This window comes from Janthinobacterium sp. BJB304 (assembly GCF_002735765.1).
GTDB lineage: Bacteria > Pseudomonadota > Gammaproteobacteria > Burkholderiales > Burkholderiaceae_D > Janthinobacterium.
This window is the reverse complement of sequence record NZ_PDZN01000014.1, coordinates 53,782-71,663: the sequence shown is the minus strand read 5'-3', so window position 1 is coordinate 71,663 and position 17,882 is coordinate 53,782. Positions and strand designations below refer to the sequence as shown.

Sequence of the window (17,882 nt, the reverse complement as noted above, 5' to 3'; positions counted from 1 at the left end):
GCGCTGGAATAAAAAAGGCCGGGGAAGCTCCCCGGCCCAACACCTTCCCCTACTGAGTGGACTGCGACTGCAACTGCTCTTTCACACTACCTCATTTAAAACTTCATCGACACGCGCGCGCCAAACGTGCGCGGCGCGTTGTAGAAGGCGCCGTAGATCTGCTGCGTGGGCTGGCATGGCATGCCCACGTCCGTGCAGATTTCATTGACGTCCAGCTTGACCGCCTTGTCGGTGGCGTTCTGCACGAACGCTTCCACCGTGTACGCCTTGTTCGCCGGCTGGAAGCGCAGGCTCAAGTCCAGGGTCGTGTAGGCTTCCTGGCGCTTGACGCCCGCATGGCCCGGCACGTCGCCGTTGAACGCGCCCGCGCCCACGTACGACATGGTTTCATAATGCACCGAGGCGCGCGGCGTGAGCTGGCCGCCGGCCACCGTGAAATCATGCTCGTACTGGACCGTGGTGGAAAACTTCGGCGCGTGCTTCATGGTGCTGCCGCCCACGTTCACCAATGGCGCCGTCGACCCGCAGGACTGGCCATTCGCGCGCGCCGCATCTACGTCGCACGACATGAAGTCGTCATACACGGCTTTGAGCCAGGTGGCGTTGCCCGTCAGGCGGTCGACCTTCGTCGGCCGCCACACCCATTCCGCTTCCAGGCCCTTGACGGTGGCGCCGGCCGCATTGAAGTTGGCCAGCACGCTGTTGACCACCTGCGATTCGAGCTTGTCCTTGTACTTCATCAGGAAGGCATCGAGGTTCAGGGTCAGTTCGCGGTTCAGCAAGTCCGACTTGAAGCCGATTTCATAGCTGGTCAGCTTTTCCGGCTTGGTGGTGGCGCCGCCGTCGCCGATGGCCGGCGAATGGAAGCCCGTCGTCACGGAGCCAAACAGCAGAATGTCCGGACGCAGCTTGTACTCGATGCGGCCCAGCCAGGTGGCCTGGCCGTATTTCAGGTCGGCCGTATTGTCGCCCGGCGTATTGCCGCAGGCGGCCGCCGTGATGGCGCCGCCGGGGCCGATATTGTGCGTGTTGGCCAGGCCCGTGCCCGGCGTGACCAGCTGGCGCAGCTGGTCGGCGGTCAGCACGGTGGTGCCCAGCGGCGTGTTCGCGGGCCAGTTCGGGCACGCCCAGTTCTGGCCGCCGATGTCGAATTTATGGTCTTTCGTGTAGCGCGCGCCTGCCGTCAGCTTGATCTGGTCCGTCAGCTGCTGGCTGACCTGGCCGAACACGGCTTTCGATTTGAGCTGGCGGTCGCCCTGGATGAAGGACATGGACGACGCATACTGGCCCACGGTGGGCTGCACGAAAATCACGGCGCCATTGGCGATATCCTGCTGCACGGCCGCCTGCGAAATCTGGCTGCGGTCGATATCGAAGCGCACCTTGTTCTTTTCGTTGAACAGGAACAGGCCGGCCACCCACTGGAATGGCGCATCGTCGTCCGAGCGCGCCTGCAGTTCGTGCGAATAGCTGTCGAACTGCGCCCAGTCGGTGCGGTTTTCCGACTTGAAGCCGGGGAACAGCCCCGCATCGGCATCGTTGCTGTTCTGGCGCTTGTAGCGGCTCCAGCTGCCCAGGTACGTGAAGTCCAGCGCATCCGTCGGCTTGTAATTAAGCTTGCCCTTGTAGGTCAAAATCGACTGGTCCAGGGTGCCCGGCGTATCGATCAGGGCCGAGCGCAGCTTCTCGCCCGGCTTCGGTTCCGCCGCCAGGTAGACGTTGCCGGCGCCCTGGTCGAGGAAGTAGTCGGCGATGAAGGTGCCGCGCAGCTGCGGCGTGAACTTCCACAGCAGCGAGGCGCGCACGCCCATCTGGTCGCCGGCGCCATACTTGGCCGTGCCCGGCATGACGTTCGAGCCGCGGCGGAAGTCCACCGTGCCGTCGTGACTATCCTTGATGGCGGCGATGCGCAGCGCCACGTCGTCGGAGAACGGAATGTTGATCATGCCCTGCGTCTGCAGGTGGCGGTAGTCGCCGACGGTGATGCCGGCCGAGCCCATGAACTTGGCCGTGCTTGGCGCGGCGGAGACGAGGTTGACGGCGCCGGCCGTCGAATTGCGGCCGTTCAGGGTGCCCTGCGGTCCGCGCGCCACCTCGACGTGGCTCAAGTCGTACATCAGCGCCGTGGCGCCCTGGGGACGCGGCGAATACACGCCGTCGACATAGAAGGCGACGGCCGGGTCGCCCAGCTCCGTGTGGTTGGCCGAGCCGACGCCGCGCATGTAGACGTGCACGCCCCCTGAGTCGCCATGCTGCTCGACGACGAGGCTGGGCACCATGGTGGCCAGCGACGCCAGGTCTTTCACTTGATTGTTTTGCAGGGTGTCCTGGTTGAAGGCGGTGACGGCCAGCGGCGTCTCCTGCACGAAGGTATTGCGGCGCGTGGCCGTGACGACGATGCGGTCCATCTGTTCGGCTGCCGGTTTTGCCGCATCCGTGGCTGCAGCCTCCTGGGCCATGGCGGCGCCGCTGCCCAGCAAGATGAACTGGGCGAAGGTCGCATGCGCCAGGCTGAGGGCGATGGTATTGCGTTTGAGCTGTTGCATTGTTGTTGTCTCCTGTACCGCTGGTTGAATGATGATCACATAGCTCTTTGGCTACTGCTGCACATTTTTTGGGTGTCAATCTGAAGTCATGTCGCCTCCGTGCGGGGTCAATGGGTGGCCACGGCGCGCCCGGCCGTGTCGAACAGAAAGGCATGGCCTTCTTCCGGCGCGAAGCCGATGGCGCTGCCCTGCGCCAGCGCGTGGCGCGCCTCGCCGTGCAGCTTGATGGCCACAGCATGCGGGCCGCCGTCGATGCGATCGTCAAGCGTCGCGTGGATGATCTGCGCATCGCCCAGCTGCTCGATCAGGGTCACCGTGGCGCCGTAGCCTTCATTGCGCGGCACCAGGCGCAGGTGTTCGGGGCGTATGCCGACCAGCATGCCCGCCGCGCCGCCAAGCTGGCTGGCCAGGGCCGGGACGGCGGCGCACGGCAAAAAATTCATGCGCAGCGCGCCGATGAAACCTGCCACGAACTGGCTGGCCGGATGGCGGTACAGGTCCAAAGGCGCGCCCACCTGCTCCAGGTGCCCACCGTGGAAGACGGCGACCCTGTCACCGAGGGTCATGGCCTCGACCTGGTCGTGCGTCACGTAAATCATCGTCGTGCCCAGTTCCTGGTGCAGCTTGGCCAGCTCGATGCGCGTCTGCACGCGCAACGAGGCATCGAGGTTGGACAGCGGCTCATCAAACAAGAACACCTTGGGCTGGCGCACGATGGAGCGGCCGATGGCCACGCGCTGGCGTTCGCCGCCGGACAAGGCCTTGGGTTTGCGGTCAAGCAGGTGCGTGATCTGCAAAATCTCGGCCACCTTGCCGACGGCGGCGCGCACTTCGGCTTCCGGCTGGCCCGCCAATTTGAGGGCAAAGCCCATGTTGTCGCGCGCCGTCATGTGCGGATACAGGGCGTAGCTCTGAAAGACCATGGCGATGCCCCGCTCGGCCGGTGCCACGTCGTTGGCCAGCAAGTCGCCGATGCGCAGCTGGCCCGCGCTGATGTCTTCCAGTCCCGCGATCATGCGCAGCAGGGTCGACTTGCCGCAGCCGGACGGCCCGACGAAAACCATGAATTCGCCGTCGTGGATATCGAGGTCCAGGCCCTTGACGATTTCCGGGCCGTCGCCGTAGGTCTTGCGGATGCCGCGCAGCGAGATGGCGGCCATGTCAGTGCTCCCCGGCCAGGACCAGCTGGGCCGGTGCGTGGGATGCGCGCTGCGCGGCGATGAAATCGCGGTACCACAGGGCGCTGTCCTTGAAGCTGCGCTGCTGCGTGGCGTAGTCGACGTACAGCATGCCGAAGCGCTTGGCGTAGCCCGAGTTCCACTCGAAATTGTCCATCAGGCTCCAGTAGAAATAACCGCGCACGTCGATGCCCTGCGCGATCACGGCGCGCAGGGCATCCAGGTGCAGCCGCACGTACTCGATGCGCGGTTCGTCGTGGATCTTGCCGCCGACGGGCTTGTCGGCGACGGCCATGCCGTTTTCCGTGATGTAGACGGGCGGCAGCCGGTACTCGCGGTGCAGGCCGACCAGCAGTTCCGTCAGGCCTTGCGGATAGGTTTCCCAACCCATGTCGTTGACACCGAGCTTGCATTCGGGCTTGCGCGGCGGCGTCTCGGCGCTCATGTAAGCGCGCGTGTAGTAGTTCACGCCAAGGAAATCGATGGGCTGCTTGATATCTATGAAATCGTTTTCAAAGATAGCCAAAGCAGAAGCGTCGGCGTGTTTCAGGGCCAGGGCCGGGTAGCGGCCCTTGAAGATGGCGTCCATATACCACTGCACCGAGCGCGCATATTCGAGTTCGGCCAACTCGCGGTCCTGGGCGCTGTCCGTGGCCGGCGTGGCCGTCCATTGATTGAGCACGATGCCCAGCTTCGCCGGCGCATTCACCGTGCGCATGGCCTGCATGGCCAGGCCGTGCGACAGCAGCAAGTGGTGCGACACTTGCACGGCGGCGGCCGGATCGGCCATGCCGGGCGCGAACTGCCCCGTGCCGTGGCCCAGCACGGCCGTGCACCACGGTTCGTTGTGCGTGGCGATGCTGGCGACCTTGTGGCCGAAGCGGCGCGCCACCTCGGCCGCGTAGGCGGCGAAGTGGTAGCAGGTGGCGCGGTTGAGCCAGCCGCCCTCGTCCTGCAAGGCTTGCGGCAAGTCCCAGTGGTACAGGGTCAGATGGGCATCGAGACCCTTGGCGGCCAGGGCGTCGAGAAGGCGGGAGTAAAAATCAAAGCCGGCCTCGTTCCAGGCGCCGGAACCCGCAGGCTGCACGCGCGACCAGGACATGGAAAAGCGGTAGGCGTTTACGCCCAGGCTGGCGATCAGCTCCACGTCCTCGGCATAGCGGTGGTAATGGTCGCAAGCCACGTCGCCATTGCTGCCGTCGATGATCTTGCCATCCGTGTGGCTGAAGGTGTCCCAGATGGACGGGCCGCGGCCGTCGATGGCGGCAGCGCCCTCGATCTGGTAGGCGCTGGTGGCCACGCCCCAGGTGAACGTGGCGGGGAAGTTGGTGTCGATGTCGTCGTTATGCATGGTGGTCATGTCAGTGTGAGGGGTTGAGATAAATGTGTGGATCAGCCTTTGACGGCGCCCTGGGTCAAGCCTTCGATCAGGCGCTTCGAGGCGACAAAAAACATCAGCAGCAGCGGCAGCACGGCGATGGCGGCACCCGTCATCAGCGCGCCCCACTCCGTGTTGTTCGGCGCCTGCATGCTGCGCAGGGCCAGCGGGATCGTGTAGTTCTCGACCGAGCGCATGACGACCAGCGGCGTGATGAAATTGTTCCACGAGTTGATGAAGGTGATCAGGCCCAGGGTGCCCATGGCGGGGCCGATCAGCGGCAGCACGACTCTCCAGTAGATGGCGAATTCGCCGCAGCCGTCGATGCGCGCCGCCTCGATCAAATCCTTCGGAATCGCCGTGCCGATGTACTGGCGCATCAGAAAGATGCCCAGCGCGCCGGCCGCTCCCGGCACGTACAGGGCGCGCGGCTGGTCCAGCCATCCGAGGAAATCCATCAGCATGAAGGTCGGGATCATGTTCATGAACGACGGGATGATCATCGACGCCATCACCAGGGTAAACAGGGGCCGCTTGAAGCGGAATTCGTACATGGCGAAGGCATAGCCGCCCAGCGAGCAAAAGAACAAGGTCAGGATGGTCGTCATCAGGGCCACGTACAGGCTGATGCCGATATTGCGCCAGAACGGCAGGCGCTCCTGCAGCAGTTCGAGGTTGTTCAGCAGGGCCATGCCGAACCAGCGCGGCGGCGGCAGGCTGTAGATCTCGGCGCTCGTGTGCGTGGCGAAGACGAACATGAAGTAGAACGGCGCGACCATGATCAGGGCGCCGATGGCCACCATGGCGTAGGCCGTCCAGCGGGTAGTCTTCATTTGGCCTCCTTGGCTTCTCGGCGTTCGTTGCGGCTGAAAATGCGGTTATTCACCCAGGTGGTGCTGGCAATGATGAGGAACAGCAGCCAGGAAATGGCCGACGCCGTGCCGAAGTCGCCCGAGGAAAACGCCGTCTTGTAGACGAAGATGGCCGTCGTCATCACCGACTGGCTCACGCCGCTCGATTCGGCCACCAGCACGAACGGTTCCTCGAACAGCTGCAGATTGCCCATGATGGTGAGGGTCACGGCCAGGTAGATCATGGGGCGCAGCTGCGGCAGGGTGATGTACCAGAACTGCTGGCGTGTCGAGGCGCCGTCGATGGTGGCCGCTTCATATAAATCCTTCGGGATGACCTGCAGCGCGGACAGGTACAGCACCAGGTTCCAGCCCAGGTAGCGCCAGAAAATCACGAAGGCGACGGCCGGCTTGATGAACAGCGAGCTGCCCAGCCAGTCGATGGACTCTGACGGGAACAGCCCGCCCACCAGCGGCAGGCTGGCGCACCACTGGAGCAGCACATTGATCTGGCCATAGTCGCGCGAGAACAGGGTGTTGAAGACCATGGCGATGGCCACGCTGGAGGTGATGAACGGTAAAAAGTAAATGCCGATCACCAGGTTGCGCGAGCGCTTGAAGCTGTTGTGGATAAACGCTGCCAGCGGAATGGCGACCAGGTGCTGCGGCACGCCCGAGGCCAGCGCCAGCCACAGCGTATTGCCCAGCGAGCGCAAGAACCACGGGTCGCTCAAGGCATATTTATAGTTGTCCAGGCCCACCCACTGCATGGCTTCCACGCCGCTGGCCGCTTCCCACTGGTTGAACGACAAATAGATGGAAAACAGCAGCGGGAACAGGCTGAAGACGGCGAACAGGATGAAGAAGGGGCTGATGAAAATATACGGCGCCCACTGCTTCATGTTGTAGCGCTTCCTGGCGCGCCGCGTCGGGACGGCGGCCTCTTCGGCACAAGGCATGGTCGTATTCATGCTGCTCCTAGCGACGCGCGCGGTGGGTAATCAGGGCCTTGGCGTCGGCCAGCGCCGTCTTGATATCCTTGTTTTGCGCCAGCACGCTTTCCAGTTCCATGTTGACGATGTCGCGCGCCACGGCGTCAAACTTGTCGACGCGGATGACGGGAATCTTCGCCGCCGTGTCGCGTGCCAGCAGGCGCGTCTTCTGGCCGCCGAAGTACGCTTGCGGCTCGTCCATCATCGGGTCCGTATATGCCGCTTTCAGGGCCGGGAAGGCGCCGATCTCTTTCAGCGAGTGCAGCTGGATATCCTTGTTGACGGTCATGAACTTGATGAATTCCCACGCTTGCGCCTTGTTGGCCGCCTTTTTCGGGATGCCGTAGAAGGAGCCGCCGTAGGACGCCAGCGCGCCGGCCGGCAGGTTCGCCGCGCGCCACTGGCCCTTGGAATCGGGCGCCAGCCACTTGGCCAGGTGGCCGCTGAGCCAGGACCCCATCATCTGGCTGGCCACCTTGTCGCGTTTAAAACCTTCGGCCCACTCGCCCGTCCAGGCCACGGTGCGCGCATCGATGCCGGCCACCCGCGCCGCCTTCGCCAGTTCGAAGGCCTTGACGAAGCGGGGCGAGTCGACCAGCACCTGGCCCTTGTCGCCAAAGTAAATGCCTTCGCCATCCTTCAGATTGGCGCGGATAACGATGTCGGCCAGGTCGCTGGCGCCGGCCAGCAGATAGGTGCCGGTGGCGGCCTTGAGCTTCTTGCCGGCGGCGATATACGATTCCCACGAAGCGGTCAAGTCGCTTTCCTTGATGCCCGCCTTGTCCATCAAGTCCTTGCGGTAGAACAGGGTACCCGGTCCCAGGTCGGCCGGCATGGCGCCCAGGGTACCGCGCGAACTGGTCGCCTGCACGAAGGTGAACGGCACGAACTGGGCGCGGTACTGCCCTGCCCCGTATGGCGGCTGCAGCAAATCTTCCATGCCCTTCGATTCAGCGAAGCTGCCTACATAGCGGAAGTCGATGGCCATCACGTCGGGCAGGCGCGCGCCGGCCGCCAGCGCCGTCGTCATCGAGTTATGGTGGTCGTCGATCTGCAGGCTGACCAGCTTGACCTTCACTTGCGGATACAGCTTTTCCCACAGGGGCAAGGCCGTCTTGACAGCGCGGTCCAGGTCGGGGAACGAGGCGACAGTGATGGTCGCGGGCGCCAGCGCCGGCAGCTGTGCGGCAGGCGGGGCGGCGGCCACGCTGGCGGCCAGGGTCAGCGCGGCCAGCGGGACGGCGCCAAGGATGCTTGACTTCATTATTTCATCTCCGTTTATTGAGCGTCTTCTATCTTGAAAACGTTTTCACAACATGCGTCCATTTAACACCGCAAAGAAAACCAAGTCAACCGAAAAAGTTGTCATTTTTATTGAGGGTGGCATGGCAAGCTGCACGCCGTGGCGTGTGTTTTCCTATGAAAAAGGGTAAAAATTCGTCATTTGAGCCGCCGTTGTTTTTTGTGAAAACGTTTTCAAACGTAGGTCGGATTAGCGGGGCCGCCGAGGCGCGTGAGCGCGTAATCCGACATGCACGGCCAACAATATGTCGGGTTACGCCCGCAGGGCTAACCCGACCTACGCCGACCTACCCCGATCTGCGGCGCTATCGGCCATTTATGGTAATCTTTCGCTGAAAAGGTTTTCAGAGCACTGACGACCAGCCATCTTGACACCCAGGAACCGCCTTGAACGATAGCGCCCACGCTGCTCCCCCTTCCACCCTGCTCGACGTGGCCCGCCAGGCCGGCGTGTCGCCCAGCACCGTCTCGCGGATCCTGAACGGCACGGCTAAAGTGTCCGACGACAAGCGCGACGCCGTGCTGGCGGCCATTGCGCACATGAAATTCGCGCCGAACCAGATGGCGCAGGGCTTGAAAAAGGGCCGCTCGATGACCATCGGTATCGTGGTGCAGGATATTTCCAGCCCCTTCTTCGATGAAAGCCTGCGCGGCGTCGACGATGGGCTGAAGGACACGGGCTACGCGTCCGTCATCGTCAGCGGGCACTGGAATGCGCAGGAAGAAGCGGACCGTATCCGTCTGCTGCTGGCGCGAAAGGTCGACGGCATCATCCTGCTGTCCGGGCGCATCTCGGACGAGAGCGTGCTCGATTTCTCGCAGCAGCGGCCCATCGTCTCGACGGGCCGCCTGCTGGCCACGAAAAGCGCCATCGGCTTCAAGCTCGACAACGAATACGGCGCCTACCTGGCCGTGCGCCACTTGATCGAACTGGGCCACCGGCGCATCGCCTTCGTGGCCGGGCCCGCCAACAACACGGATGCGGCCGAGCGCCTGACGGGCTACCAGCGCGCGCTGCGCGAAGCGGACATCGCCATCGACCCGAAACTGATAGCGGAAGGCGATTTCCACGAGGCAAGCGGGATGCTGGCCATGAACCACTTGTTTGATACGCAGCAGCAATTCAGCGCCGTCTTCGCCGCCAATGACCTGTCCGCCTATGGCGTGCGCCTGTGTTTGTACCGCAAGGGCATCCGCGTGCCCGACGATATATCGCTCGTCGGTTTCGATGACTTGCCCGGCTCGTCCTACACGACGCCGCCGCTGACGACCATCCACCAGCCCTTGTACGACATCGGCCGCATCGCCACGGAAGCGCTGCTGGGGCTGATCAATGGCGAAGCCGTGCAGGCCGCCATTCCACCGCTGGAACTGATCGTCAGGGAAACCACGCGGCGCATCAGATAGCGCCCGCGGCGGGGAACACGGCACCCGATTCAGGCTGAACGAGAATCACTACGCCACCCGCATCCGCGACGCGTGGCGGAATCTGCAGCAATGGCGCATCCGCTTTACAATAGTGGCTCGTTCAGCAAGAATGCCTGCTTCAAGCAAGCTTGGCTCAACCCTCCGGCCGCAGGCCGGTAGACTCCGAATACTCACCATAAAGGGACATCACATGGAACATACTCTGCCACCACTGCCGTATGAAATGGACGCTCTGGCGCCGCATATTTCGAAAGAAACCCTGGAATACCACTATGCCAAGCATCACCAGGCGTATGTCACCAACTTGAACAACCTGATCAAGGGTACCGAGTTCGAGAACCTGTCGCTGGAAGAGATCATCAAGAAATCGTCGGGCGGCATCTTCAACAATGCGGCGCAAGTATGGAACCACACCTTCTACTGGAACGGCATGAAGCCGGCCGGCGGCGGCGCGCCTGCGGGTGCCGTGGCTGACGCGATCAACGCCAAATGGTCGTCGTTCGACAAGTTCAAGGAAGAATTCACCAAGTCGTGCGTGGGCAACTTCGGTTCGGGCTGGACCTGGCTGGTGCAAAAAGCCGACGGCTCCGTCGACATCGTCAACACCTCGAACGCCGGCTGCCCGCTGACCACCGGCGACAAGCCGCTGCTGACCTGCGACGTCTGGGAACACGCCTATTACATCGACTACCGCAACCTGCGCGCCAAGTACGTGGAAACGTTCTGGGGCCTGGTCAACTGGGACTTCGTTGCCAAGAACTTCGCGTAAGCGGTCCTTGTCAACGTAGGGCAAAAAAAGCCTGCGCCATCCCGCGCAGGTTTTTTTTCGCCTGCTGAAAAGCAGGGCGCTGCGCTACAATCACTGCCCCGCCACCGCCATCTTCCTCTGCACCGATGTCCGCTCGCCTGCTGCGCCGCCTGTTGATGTTGCCCCTGCTGGCGTGCCACCTGCACGCATGCGCGGCCGCCCCCTCGCCCCTGCTGTCCGACTACACCCACAATGCCTGGGGCGCCTTGCAAGGCGCGCCCGTCGACGTGCTCAAATTCGCCCAGGGCAAGGATGGCTGGCTGTGGATCGCCACGGCCACGGGCTTGTACCGCTACGATGGCGTGCGCTTCGACCGCGTCGACAGCGTGTACGGCCACCGCCTGCCGTCGAGCAATGTGCTGGGCCTGGCCACGCCGCCGGACGGTGCCGTGTGGGTCGGCTACCGTCTCGGCGGCGTCAGCGTCTTTCGCCAGGGTGGCGCGCGCACCTACCGCGAAGCGGACGGCTTGCCGCCGGGCGCCGTGTTCCATATCGAGGCGGCGCCCGACGGCGCCATCTGGGTCGGCACGCGCGATGGCGCGGCGCGCCTGGCGCCCGGCGCGGACCGCTTCGTCGCGCAAGCGGCCAACGTGGGCCTGCCCGACAAGCGCGTGTACCAGATCCTGTTCGGGCGCGATGGCACGCAGTGGATGGGCACCATGCATGGCGTCTTTTTCCGCAAGCCGGGCCAGGCGCGCTTTTCCCATGCCTGGCCGCGCACCATGCTCACCAGCATGGATGAAGCGCCCGATGGTGCCATCTGGGCCGTCGACACGCACAGCAATTACTACCGCGTGCGCACCAGCGCGCCGCGCGGCGATGCGCCCATCCGGCCCGACGCCAGGGGCAACGGCATGCGCTTCGACCGCGCCGGCACCATGTGGCTGATGACACCCGATGGCATCGAACGCAAGTTCGACCCTGCCGGCCCCAGTCTGCCGGCTCAGCGCCTGACGCGCCAGAACGGCATCAGCGGCCCGCTGCCGCAAACGTCGTTCCAGGACCGCGAGGGCAATCTGTGGTTCGGCACCTCGACGGGCCTGGACCGGCTGCGACCGAACCGCCTGCAGACCTTGCCCGTCGCCGTGCCCTTCGACCACCCAGGCATGCTGGCGGGACCCGATGGCGACGTGTGGATCGGCGACTACGTGAGCGACGTGCGCAGCTTTACGGCCGACGGGGTGAAAAAAGTGATCCTGAAAGGGGCGTTGGCGGCCAGCCACTGGGCGCCCGACGGCACGCTGTGGCTGGGCAACGAGCAGGAGCTCCACCACCGCGCGCGCGACGGCGCCATGACGCGCGTGGCCGCGCCCGTGCAAGGACTCGATCCGCAGGCGCTGCAGCAGGACCGCTCGGGCGCCCTGTGGGCCTCGTTTTCCGGCGGCGGCCTGTTTCGCCTGAGCGAAGGAAAATGGATCGCCAACGGCGGCCTGTCCGGCCTGCCGGCGGTGCTGACCACGGCCATGGCGATCGATGGCGCCGGCACCGTCTGGCTGGGCCATGCCGACAATACGGTCAGCCTGGTGGCCGACGGCCAGCGCGCGGGCGCCGTCAGGCGGCTCGGCGCGGCCGAGGGCCTGCAGGTGGGCACGGTGCTGCAGCTGTACCGCGATGGCGACGCGATATGGGCCGGCGGCGAAAACGGCGTGGCCCTGTACCGCGCCGGGCGCTTCCACACCTTGCGCGGCGCGCGCGGCGCGGCGTTTCGCGGCGTGTCGGGCATCGTGCGCCTGCCGGACGGCGACCTGTGGCTGCATGGCGCGGACGGCATCGACCATATCGGCGCCGCCAGCCTGGCCGCGTGGATGCGGGACGGCAGCGCCGTCGTCTCGGAACGCTTCGACGCGCTCGACGGCTTGCAGGGCCATGCTTCGCAACTGCGCCCCGTGCCTTCTCTGATCCATGCGCCCGATGGCAAGCTGTGGTTCTCCACCTCGGCCACCATCGCCATGCTCGACCCGCTGCATATCCGCCGCAATCGCCTGCCGCCGCCGGTCCAGATCCACAGCTTGCTGGCCAATGGCGCGCGTTACGCGCTGGACGATGGCAAGCCGCTGCAGCTGCCGCAAGGCAGCAAGACCCTGCAGATCGGCTTCACGGCGCTGAGCCTGTCGATGCCGGAACGCGTGCGCCTGCGCTACCGGCTGGCGGGCGTGGACGCCGGCTGGCAAGAGGCGGTCGGGCGCCGCGAGGCGTACTACACCAACCTGGCACCGGGCAGCTACCGCTTCGACGTCACGGCGGCCAACGAAGACGGCGTGTGGAACACGCAGGGAGCCAAGCTCGATATCGTCATCGCGCCCGCCTTCGTGCAGACGCCGTGGTTCGTCGTGCTGCTGGCGCTGGGCGCCGCGCTGCTGCTGTACGGCGGCTATGTGCTGCGCATCCGCCACCTGACGCGCAACATGCAGGAGCGGATGCAGGAACGCTTGCAGGAGCGTCTGGCCGAACGCTCGCGCATCGCACGCTCGCTGCACGACACCCTGCTGCAAAGCGTACAGGGCCTGATCCTGTCGTTCCATGCGCATGCGGACATGCTGCCCAAGGGCACGCGCGAACGGGCGCGCCTCGACGGCACCCTCAACCTGGCCGACCAGCTGCTGATCGAAGGCCGCGACCAGATCATGGACTTGCGCGCCTCGGCCGAACCGGACGAACTGCGGCTGGCGCTGCAGCAATTCGGCAAGGGCCTGGCCGAGCACCGCGCGCACGCCTTCACCGTGCACGTCAGCGGCAGCTGCCGGCGCCTGCAGCCGCGCGTGCATGACGAAGTCTATGCCATCGCGCGCGAAGCGCTGTTCAACGCCTCGCGCTATGCCGAGGCGGCAAACATCGTGCTGGAACTCGACTATGCGGAGCAGGCATTCACCCTGCGCGTGCGCGACGACGGCTGCGGCCTCGATGACGCCGTGGCGCAAACGGGCCAGCGGCCCGGCCACTGGGGCCTGGTCGGCATGCGCGAGCGCGCCGCCGGCATCGGGGCCAGCCTGCGCATCGACAGCCGGCCCGGCGCCGGCACGCAGATCGAAGTGAGCGTGCCGGGCCGCCTGGCCTACTGAGGGCGCTGGCGATGCTGACGGAACACGGCCGCAAGCGTCTGCGGCCTGGAGAGAAAATGTTATACGATGCGCAAGAGCGCCGTCTTGCTCACCGATCCTGCCCCACCACTTCCTGAAAGCCCGCCATGAAAAAATGCATCCTTGCCCTGCTCGTGTTTGCTTCCGGTTCCGCCTTCGCCAACTCGGCCTGCGACACGCCGCGCAACGACTTCGACGGCCTGTATTGCCTCAACAAGGTGTACCAGGAAGCGGACAAGGAACTCAACGCCAGCTACAAGACACTCGCCGCCAAGCTCGATGCCGGCGGCAAGCAAAAGCTGAAATCGGGCCAGCTGGCGTGGATCGCCAACCGCAACGACGCCTGCTCCAAACGCGAATCGTCGGGTTTCTATGTGAATCTCGATTGCGCCACCAAGACCACCATCGAACGCGCGCAATTCCTGCAGGACCGCGTGCGCGAATGCGTGAGCGCCGGCTGCCAGAACAGCAAACTGTGATGTAAGTCTGCGCAAGCGCAAACGGGAGCGGGCGGCAAGCGCCCATACTGGCCGCTCCGATGTTTCCCCGTCTGTGCCATGAGCAAACTCATCGATATTTCCCTGGACCGGTGGGACGCCAGCGGCAGCGCCGCGCAGCAGGCGGCAGCGCTGCAGGCACTCGAAGATGGGCAAGTCGTGCTGCTGCCCCGCCTGGGCTTTTCCCTGCAACCGGAAGAGCATGCCCTGCTGAACGGCGCTGTGGGTAGCGCCAGCAGCGCCAAGAACATCAGCTGGGAAGCGGCGCGCGGCGTGCGCGGCCACGGCGATGCCTGCGATACGGCCCTGCTGGCCGCGCTGATGCAACGTTATGCGCAACACACGCAGCGCTTGCTGGCCGGCTTGCTGCCCGGCTATGTTCCCCATCTGCAGCAAGGCAAGGGCAGCTTTCGTCCCGTGGAAATCGCCGGGCGCATCACCTCGTGGCGCAAGGACGATACGCGCCTGCACGTCGACAGCTTTCCTTCCTCGCCCACGCAGGGCCGGCGCATCCTGCGCGTCTTCACCAACATCGATCCGCGCGGCGCGCCCCGCGTGTGGAAACTGGGCGCGCCGTTCGAACAGGTGGCGCAGCATTTTCTACCCCTTGCAAAGCGTCCGCAACCCGTGCTGGCGGCGCTGCTGCAATGGCTGCGCATCACCAAGTCGCGGCGCACGGCCTACGATCACTACATGCTGCAGCTGCACGACGCCATGAAGGCCGATCTCGCTTACCAGGCGCAGGCGGAGCAGCACACCCATGCATTCGCGCCGGGCCAGACGTGGATCGTCTTCAGCGACGCCGTATCGCACGCCGCCCTGCGGGGACAGCATGCGCTGGAGCAAACCTGGCTGCTGCCCGTACGCGCCATGGCCGCCCCCCACAAATCGCCGCTGGCCATCCTCGAGCGCCAGTTGCAGCGGCCGCTGGCCTAGTCTGGTCTGGCCAGGCCAAGTCTGGCCGGGGCTCGCGCCCCGATAAAAGCGGATTCAGGCCGGCAAGCGGGCCGCCTTGAAGCGCCGCCAGGCCTTGTGCATGCGGCCATCGCTGCCATCGGCCTGCGCGCGCGCCGCCAGATAGCCGCGCACGAAGGCCGCGTGCAGCCGCAAGCCGTCCTGGGCGGACTGGTCAGCCTGGTCGGCCTGGCCAGCCTGAACTTCGGGCAATTGCTGCAGCAGCCGGTCGGCCACCTGCACATCGTTGAGCCAGCCCAGTTCATCCTGCAAGGCCGACAAGCGTCCCACATACGGTTTCACGGCCCGTCCCGCAAACAGCGAGGCAAAGAATTCCGTCGCATAGCGCGTCTTCTTGGCCGCGATGCGCACTTGATGGCGCTGCTGCGGCGTGGCATGCAGCAGGCGCTTGCCACGCTTCATCAGGCGGCGCTGGTCCTTGCGCAGGGTGGCGCGGGCAAACGGCGACACGCGCGCATCGAGGCGCCGCAATTGGCGCGCGGAACAGCCATCGCGCCAGGCGCGCGCCTGCAGCCAGCGTTGCAAGCCCAGCATGCAGGCCGTGTAGCGCGCCGAGGTGACGGCCTGGGCGGCTTGTTGGTGCTTGAGCCGCGCCTGCGCGTGCGCCGCCTGTGCCAGCGCCGCCGCATCGGCCTGCGCCTCGCCATCGAGCTGCGCCAGGGTATTGCCAGCCAACACATCCCAGTCGCGCGCCTCGCCCAGCGCGCCGCCCAGCCAGTCGAGTTCGGCCTTCAAGGCGTCCGGCAAGGCCAGCAGGGACTTGAACATGCCCAGCGCCGAGCGCAAACGGCGCAGTCCCACGCGCATCTGGTGCACGCTTTCCACATCCTCGCCCGCCGCCACGCCATCCTGGTTGCCGCTGACCTGTTCCAAGCAATTGCCGGCGATGGCCACAAACACCTGCTCCACCGACATGGCCGCGTCCAGCGCCAGCGGTTGCGCCTTGACGGCTTGCAAGGGGGGCGATGCCGCCAGCCGATAACCGCGTTCCGCCTTGCTCATGTGGCCTAGCTGCAGCGGCACGTCCTGCAGCAATGCCAGCGCCACGTCGAACAGGCTGGAAGCTTGCCCCTGCTTCAATTCCAGTTCGACCTCGCTGACGGGCACGCTGTATACGGTACCATCAGCCCCATCAGCCCCATCGGCACCATCCGCGCCGCTTTCAATGACACCCTGGTCCAGCACGCATTCGATCTGGTCGCCCTGCGGCGTGCGCAGCTGCCAGACGGTGCGCTCGATGCGCGTGGTAAACACGGGCCGCAAGGCGTCGCGGACGGCGTCCCGGCGCAGCAGCGTGCGGATGGGCTGCTTGCGGCCGATGGCCGAGTCGAGCGCGGCCAGATCCGGCTGCGGCCCCGGCACGTCGCCTTCCCATTCATGGCGGCTGTGCAGGCCGCCGTTGACGGTGCCGCCCGCCTTCAGGGTTTGCACCCAGCGCCCGTCCACCTGGCGCACGCGCAAGCCCGCATGGTGGCGGCACAGCTGCAAATCGGGCGTATCGACATAGATATCGTGCATCTGTAGCACCTGCACCTCTGCTTGCGCAGCCTGCGCCAAGAGCGGGTGGGCGCGCAGACGGGGTGCGTCCTCCGGCGCCAGCAGCAATTTCAATTCGATTTCCATGTCCGCTCCTTGCGAGATTCCTGAACGCCCATTGTAAGGCGCGTCCCGCCGCGCGCAAGGCGCACGCACGCACACCTTGATTTTGCGCCAAAATAGGCGATTCATTTACAAGGAGACGCCATGACCTATCACGCCGCCGAGAACCGCTACGACAGCATGCCATACCGCACGTGCGGGCGCAGCGGGCTGAAATTGCCGCTGCTGTCCCTGGGACTGTGGCATAACTTTGGCGACAGCAACAATCTGGCTTCGCAGCGCGACATGCTGCGCACCGCGTTCGACCTGGGCATCACGCATTTCGACCTGGCCAATAACTACGGCCCGCCGTATGGCAGCGCGGAAAGCAATTTCGGCAAGCTGCTGCGCGACGATTTTTTACCGTACCGCGATGAGCTGATCATTTCCACCAAGGCGGGCTGGGACATGTGGCCGGGCCCGTACGGCCAGGGCGGCGGTTCGCGCAAATACGTGCTGGCCAGCCTGGACCAGAGCTTGCAACGCCTGGGCCTCGACTACGTCGACATCTTTTACTCGCACCGCTACGACGCCGACACGCCGCTGGAAGAAACCATGGGCGCGCTGGCGACCGCCGTGCAGCAGGGCAAGGCGCTGTACGTGGGCCTGTCGTCGTATTCGCCGCAAAAGACGGCCGAGGCGGCCGCCCTGCTGAAGGAGTGGAAAGTGCCGTGTTTGATCCACCAGCCTGCCTACAATATGCTCAACCGCTGGATCGAGGAAGACGGCTTGCTCGACACGCTGCAAGAACAGGGCATGGGCTGCATCACGTTCACGGCGCTGGCGCAGGGTTTATTGAGCGACAAATACCTCGATGGCGTGCCGCAGGATGCGCGCGTCAACCGGCCCGGCGGCGGCTCGCTGCTGCAAAAGCATCTGAGCGCGGAAAACCTGGCCCGCGTGCGCGCGCTGAACCAGATCGCCGCGCAGCGGGGCCAGACCCTGGCGCAGATGGCGCTGGCCTGGGTGCTGCGCGATCCGCGCGTCACCTCGACCCTGATCGGCGCAAGCAGCAGCGCGCAAATCCGCGAAAACGTGGCCGCGCTGCAGCAGTTGTCGTTCACGGCCGACGAGCTGGCCGCCATCGACGTGCAGGCGCGCGAAGGCCATATCAATCTGTGGGAAGGCCCGTCGCGGGCCACCTGAGGATCGTCCCCCGCTTGTGGCGGCGGCAGCCAGCAGGTAGACTGCCGCCTCCCACGACATCCGCGA

The 17,882-nt window shown here is 65.1% G+C and carries 13 protein-coding genes; 6 read left to right on the top strand and 7 right to left on the bottom strand.

The window, feature by feature from the left end; genetic code table 11:
• Window positions 1–95 precede the first annotated feature (95 nt).
• The 6 genes from CSQ95_RS17370 to CSQ95_RS17345 form a co-directional block, all read right to left on the bottom strand.
• Window positions 96–2,546 (bottom strand): TonB-dependent receptor, encoded by a 2,451-nt coding sequence (locus CSQ95_RS17370; RefSeq protein WP_099410406.1) that lies wholly within the window; start codon window positions 2,544–2,546, stop codon window positions 96–98.
• 107 nt (window positions 2,547–2,653) lie between these two features.
• The gene (locus CSQ95_RS17365) at window positions 2,654–3,706 is read right to left on the bottom strand and encodes an ABC transporter ATP-binding protein (RefSeq protein ID WP_099410405.1); all 1,053 of its coding nucleotides are present in this window, start codon (window positions 3,704–3,706) and stop codon (window positions 2,654–2,656) included.
• Between the two features lies 1 nt (window position 3,707).
• On the bottom strand, window positions 3,708–5,084 hold the full coding sequence (locus CSQ95_RS17360; protein ID WP_099410404.1) for a GH1 family beta-glucosidase: 1,377 nt from the start codon (window positions 5,082–5,084) through the stop codon (window positions 3,708–3,710).
• Between the two features lie 32 nt (window positions 5,085–5,116).
• Window positions 5,117–5,935: a carbohydrate ABC transporter permease gene (locus CSQ95_RS17355; RefSeq protein ID WP_099410403.1), complete on the bottom strand. Its 819-nt coding sequence runs from the start codon at window positions 5,933–5,935 to the stop codon at window positions 5,117–5,119.
• A complete protein-coding gene (locus CSQ95_RS17350; protein ID WP_099410402.1) occupies window positions 5,932–6,924 on the bottom strand; it encodes a carbohydrate ABC transporter permease in 993 nt (330 codons plus the stop codon). The genes CSQ95_RS17355 and CSQ95_RS17350 overlap by 4 nt, the downstream gene beginning before the upstream one ends.
• A 7-nt stretch (window positions 6,925–6,931) precedes the next feature.
• The gene (locus CSQ95_RS17345) at window positions 6,932–8,209 is read right to left on the bottom strand and encodes an extracellular solute-binding protein (RefSeq protein WP_099410401.1); all 1,278 of its coding nucleotides are present in this window, start codon (window positions 8,207–8,209) and stop codon (window positions 6,932–6,934) included.
• A gap of 425 nt (window positions 8,210–8,634) precedes the next feature.
• On the opposite strand from CSQ95_RS17345, the gene CSQ95_RS17340 reads away from it, so the two are divergent.
• The 5 genes from CSQ95_RS17340 (at window position 8,635) to CSQ95_RS17320 (ending at window position 14,993) form a co-directional block, all read left to right on the top strand.
• The gene (locus tag CSQ95_RS17340) at window positions 8,635–9,654 is read left to right on the top strand and encodes a LacI family DNA-binding transcriptional regulator (RefSeq protein ID WP_099410400.1); all 1,020 of its coding nucleotides are present in this window, start codon (window positions 8,635–8,637) and stop codon (window positions 9,652–9,654) included.
• Window positions 9,655–9,865: 211 nt separating this feature from the next.
• Window positions 9,866–10,444 carry a superoxide dismutase gene (locus CSQ95_RS17335; RefSeq protein WP_034751750.1) on the top strand — a complete coding sequence of 193 codons (579 nt, stop codon included), beginning with the start codon at window positions 9,866–9,868 and terminating at the stop codon, window positions 10,442–10,444.
• Window positions 10,445–10,569: 125 nt separating this feature from the next.
• Window positions 10,570–13,542: a sensor histidine kinase gene (locus CSQ95_RS17330; protein WP_099410399.1), complete on the top strand. Its 2,973-nt coding sequence runs from the start codon at window positions 10,570–10,572 to the stop codon at window positions 13,540–13,542.
• A gap of 125 nt (window positions 13,543–13,667) precedes the next feature.
• A complete protein-coding gene (locus CSQ95_RS17325) occupies window positions 13,668–14,039 on the top strand; it encodes a lysozyme inhibitor LprI family protein (RefSeq protein ID WP_099410398.1) in 372 nt (123 codons plus the stop codon).
• A 78-nt stretch (window positions 14,040–14,117) separates the two neighbouring features.
• The gene (locus CSQ95_RS17320) at window positions 14,118–14,993 is read left to right on the top strand and encodes a Kdo hydroxylase family protein (protein ID WP_099410397.1); all 876 of its coding nucleotides are present in this window, start codon (window positions 14,118–14,120) and stop codon (window positions 14,991–14,993) included.
• Between the two features lie 54 nt (window positions 14,994–15,047).
• On the opposite strand, the gene CSQ95_RS17315 is transcribed toward CSQ95_RS17320, so the two are convergent.
• Window positions 15,048–16,655, bottom strand: a complete 1,608-nt coding sequence (locus CSQ95_RS17315; protein ID WP_180279084.1) for a CYTH and CHAD domain-containing protein — start codon at window positions 16,653–16,655, stop codon at window positions 15,048–15,050.
• Between the two features lie 120 nt (window positions 16,656–16,775).
• Between CSQ95_RS17315 and mgrA the strand changes: the two genes are divergently transcribed.
• The gene (gene mgrA / locus CSQ95_RS17310; protein WP_099410395.1) at window positions 16,776–17,816 is read left to right on the top strand and encodes an L-glyceraldehyde 3-phosphate reductase; all 1,041 of its coding nucleotides are present in this window, start codon (window positions 16,776–16,778) and stop codon (window positions 17,814–17,816) included.
• Window positions 17,817–17,882 lie beyond the last annotated feature (66 nt).

Coding starts and splice junctions, on each gene's coding strand:
- CSQ95_RS17345 (WP_099410401.1), bottom strand. CDS start 8,209: ATGAAGTCAAGCATCCTTGGCGCCGTCCCGCTGGCCGCGCTGACCCTG.
- CSQ95_RS17325 (WP_099410398.1), top strand. CDS start 13,668: ATGAAAAAATGCATCCTTGCCCTGCTCGTGTTTGCTTCCGGTTCCGCC.
- CSQ95_RS17355 (WP_099410403.1), bottom strand. CDS start 5,935: ATGAAGACTACCCGCTGGACGGCCTACGCCATGGTGGCCATCGGCGCC.
- CSQ95_RS17320 (WP_099410397.1), top strand. CDS start 14,118: ATGAGCAAACTCATCGATATTTCCCTGGACCGGTGGGACGCCAGCGGC.
- CSQ95_RS17315 (WP_180279084.1), bottom strand. CDS start 16,655: ATGGAAATCGAATTGAAATTGCTGCTGGCGCCGGAGGACGCACCCCGT.
- CSQ95_RS17365 (WP_099410405.1), bottom strand. CDS start 3,706: ATGGCCGCCATCTCGCTGCGCGGCATCCGCAAGACCTACGGCGACGGC.
- CSQ95_RS17360 (WP_099410404.1), bottom strand. CDS start 5,084: ATGACCACCATGCATAACGACGACATCGACACCAACTTCCCCGCCACG.
- CSQ95_RS17330 (WP_099410399.1), top strand. CDS start 10,570: ATGTCCGCTCGCCTGCTGCGCCGCCTGTTGATGTTGCCCCTGCTGGCG.
- CSQ95_RS17335 (WP_034751750.1), top strand. CDS start 9,866: ATGGAACATACTCTGCCACCACTGCCGTATGAAATGGACGCTCTGGCG.
- CSQ95_RS17370 (WP_099410406.1), bottom strand. CDS start 2,546: ATGCAACAGCTCAAACGCAATACCATCGCCCTCAGCCTGGCGCATGCG.
- mgrA (WP_099410395.1), top strand. CDS start 16,776: ATGACCTATCACGCCGCCGAGAACCGCTACGACAGCATGCCATACCGC.
- CSQ95_RS17350 (WP_099410402.1), bottom strand. CDS start 6,924: ATGAATACGACCATGCCTTGTGCCGAAGAGGCCGCCGTCCCGACGCGG.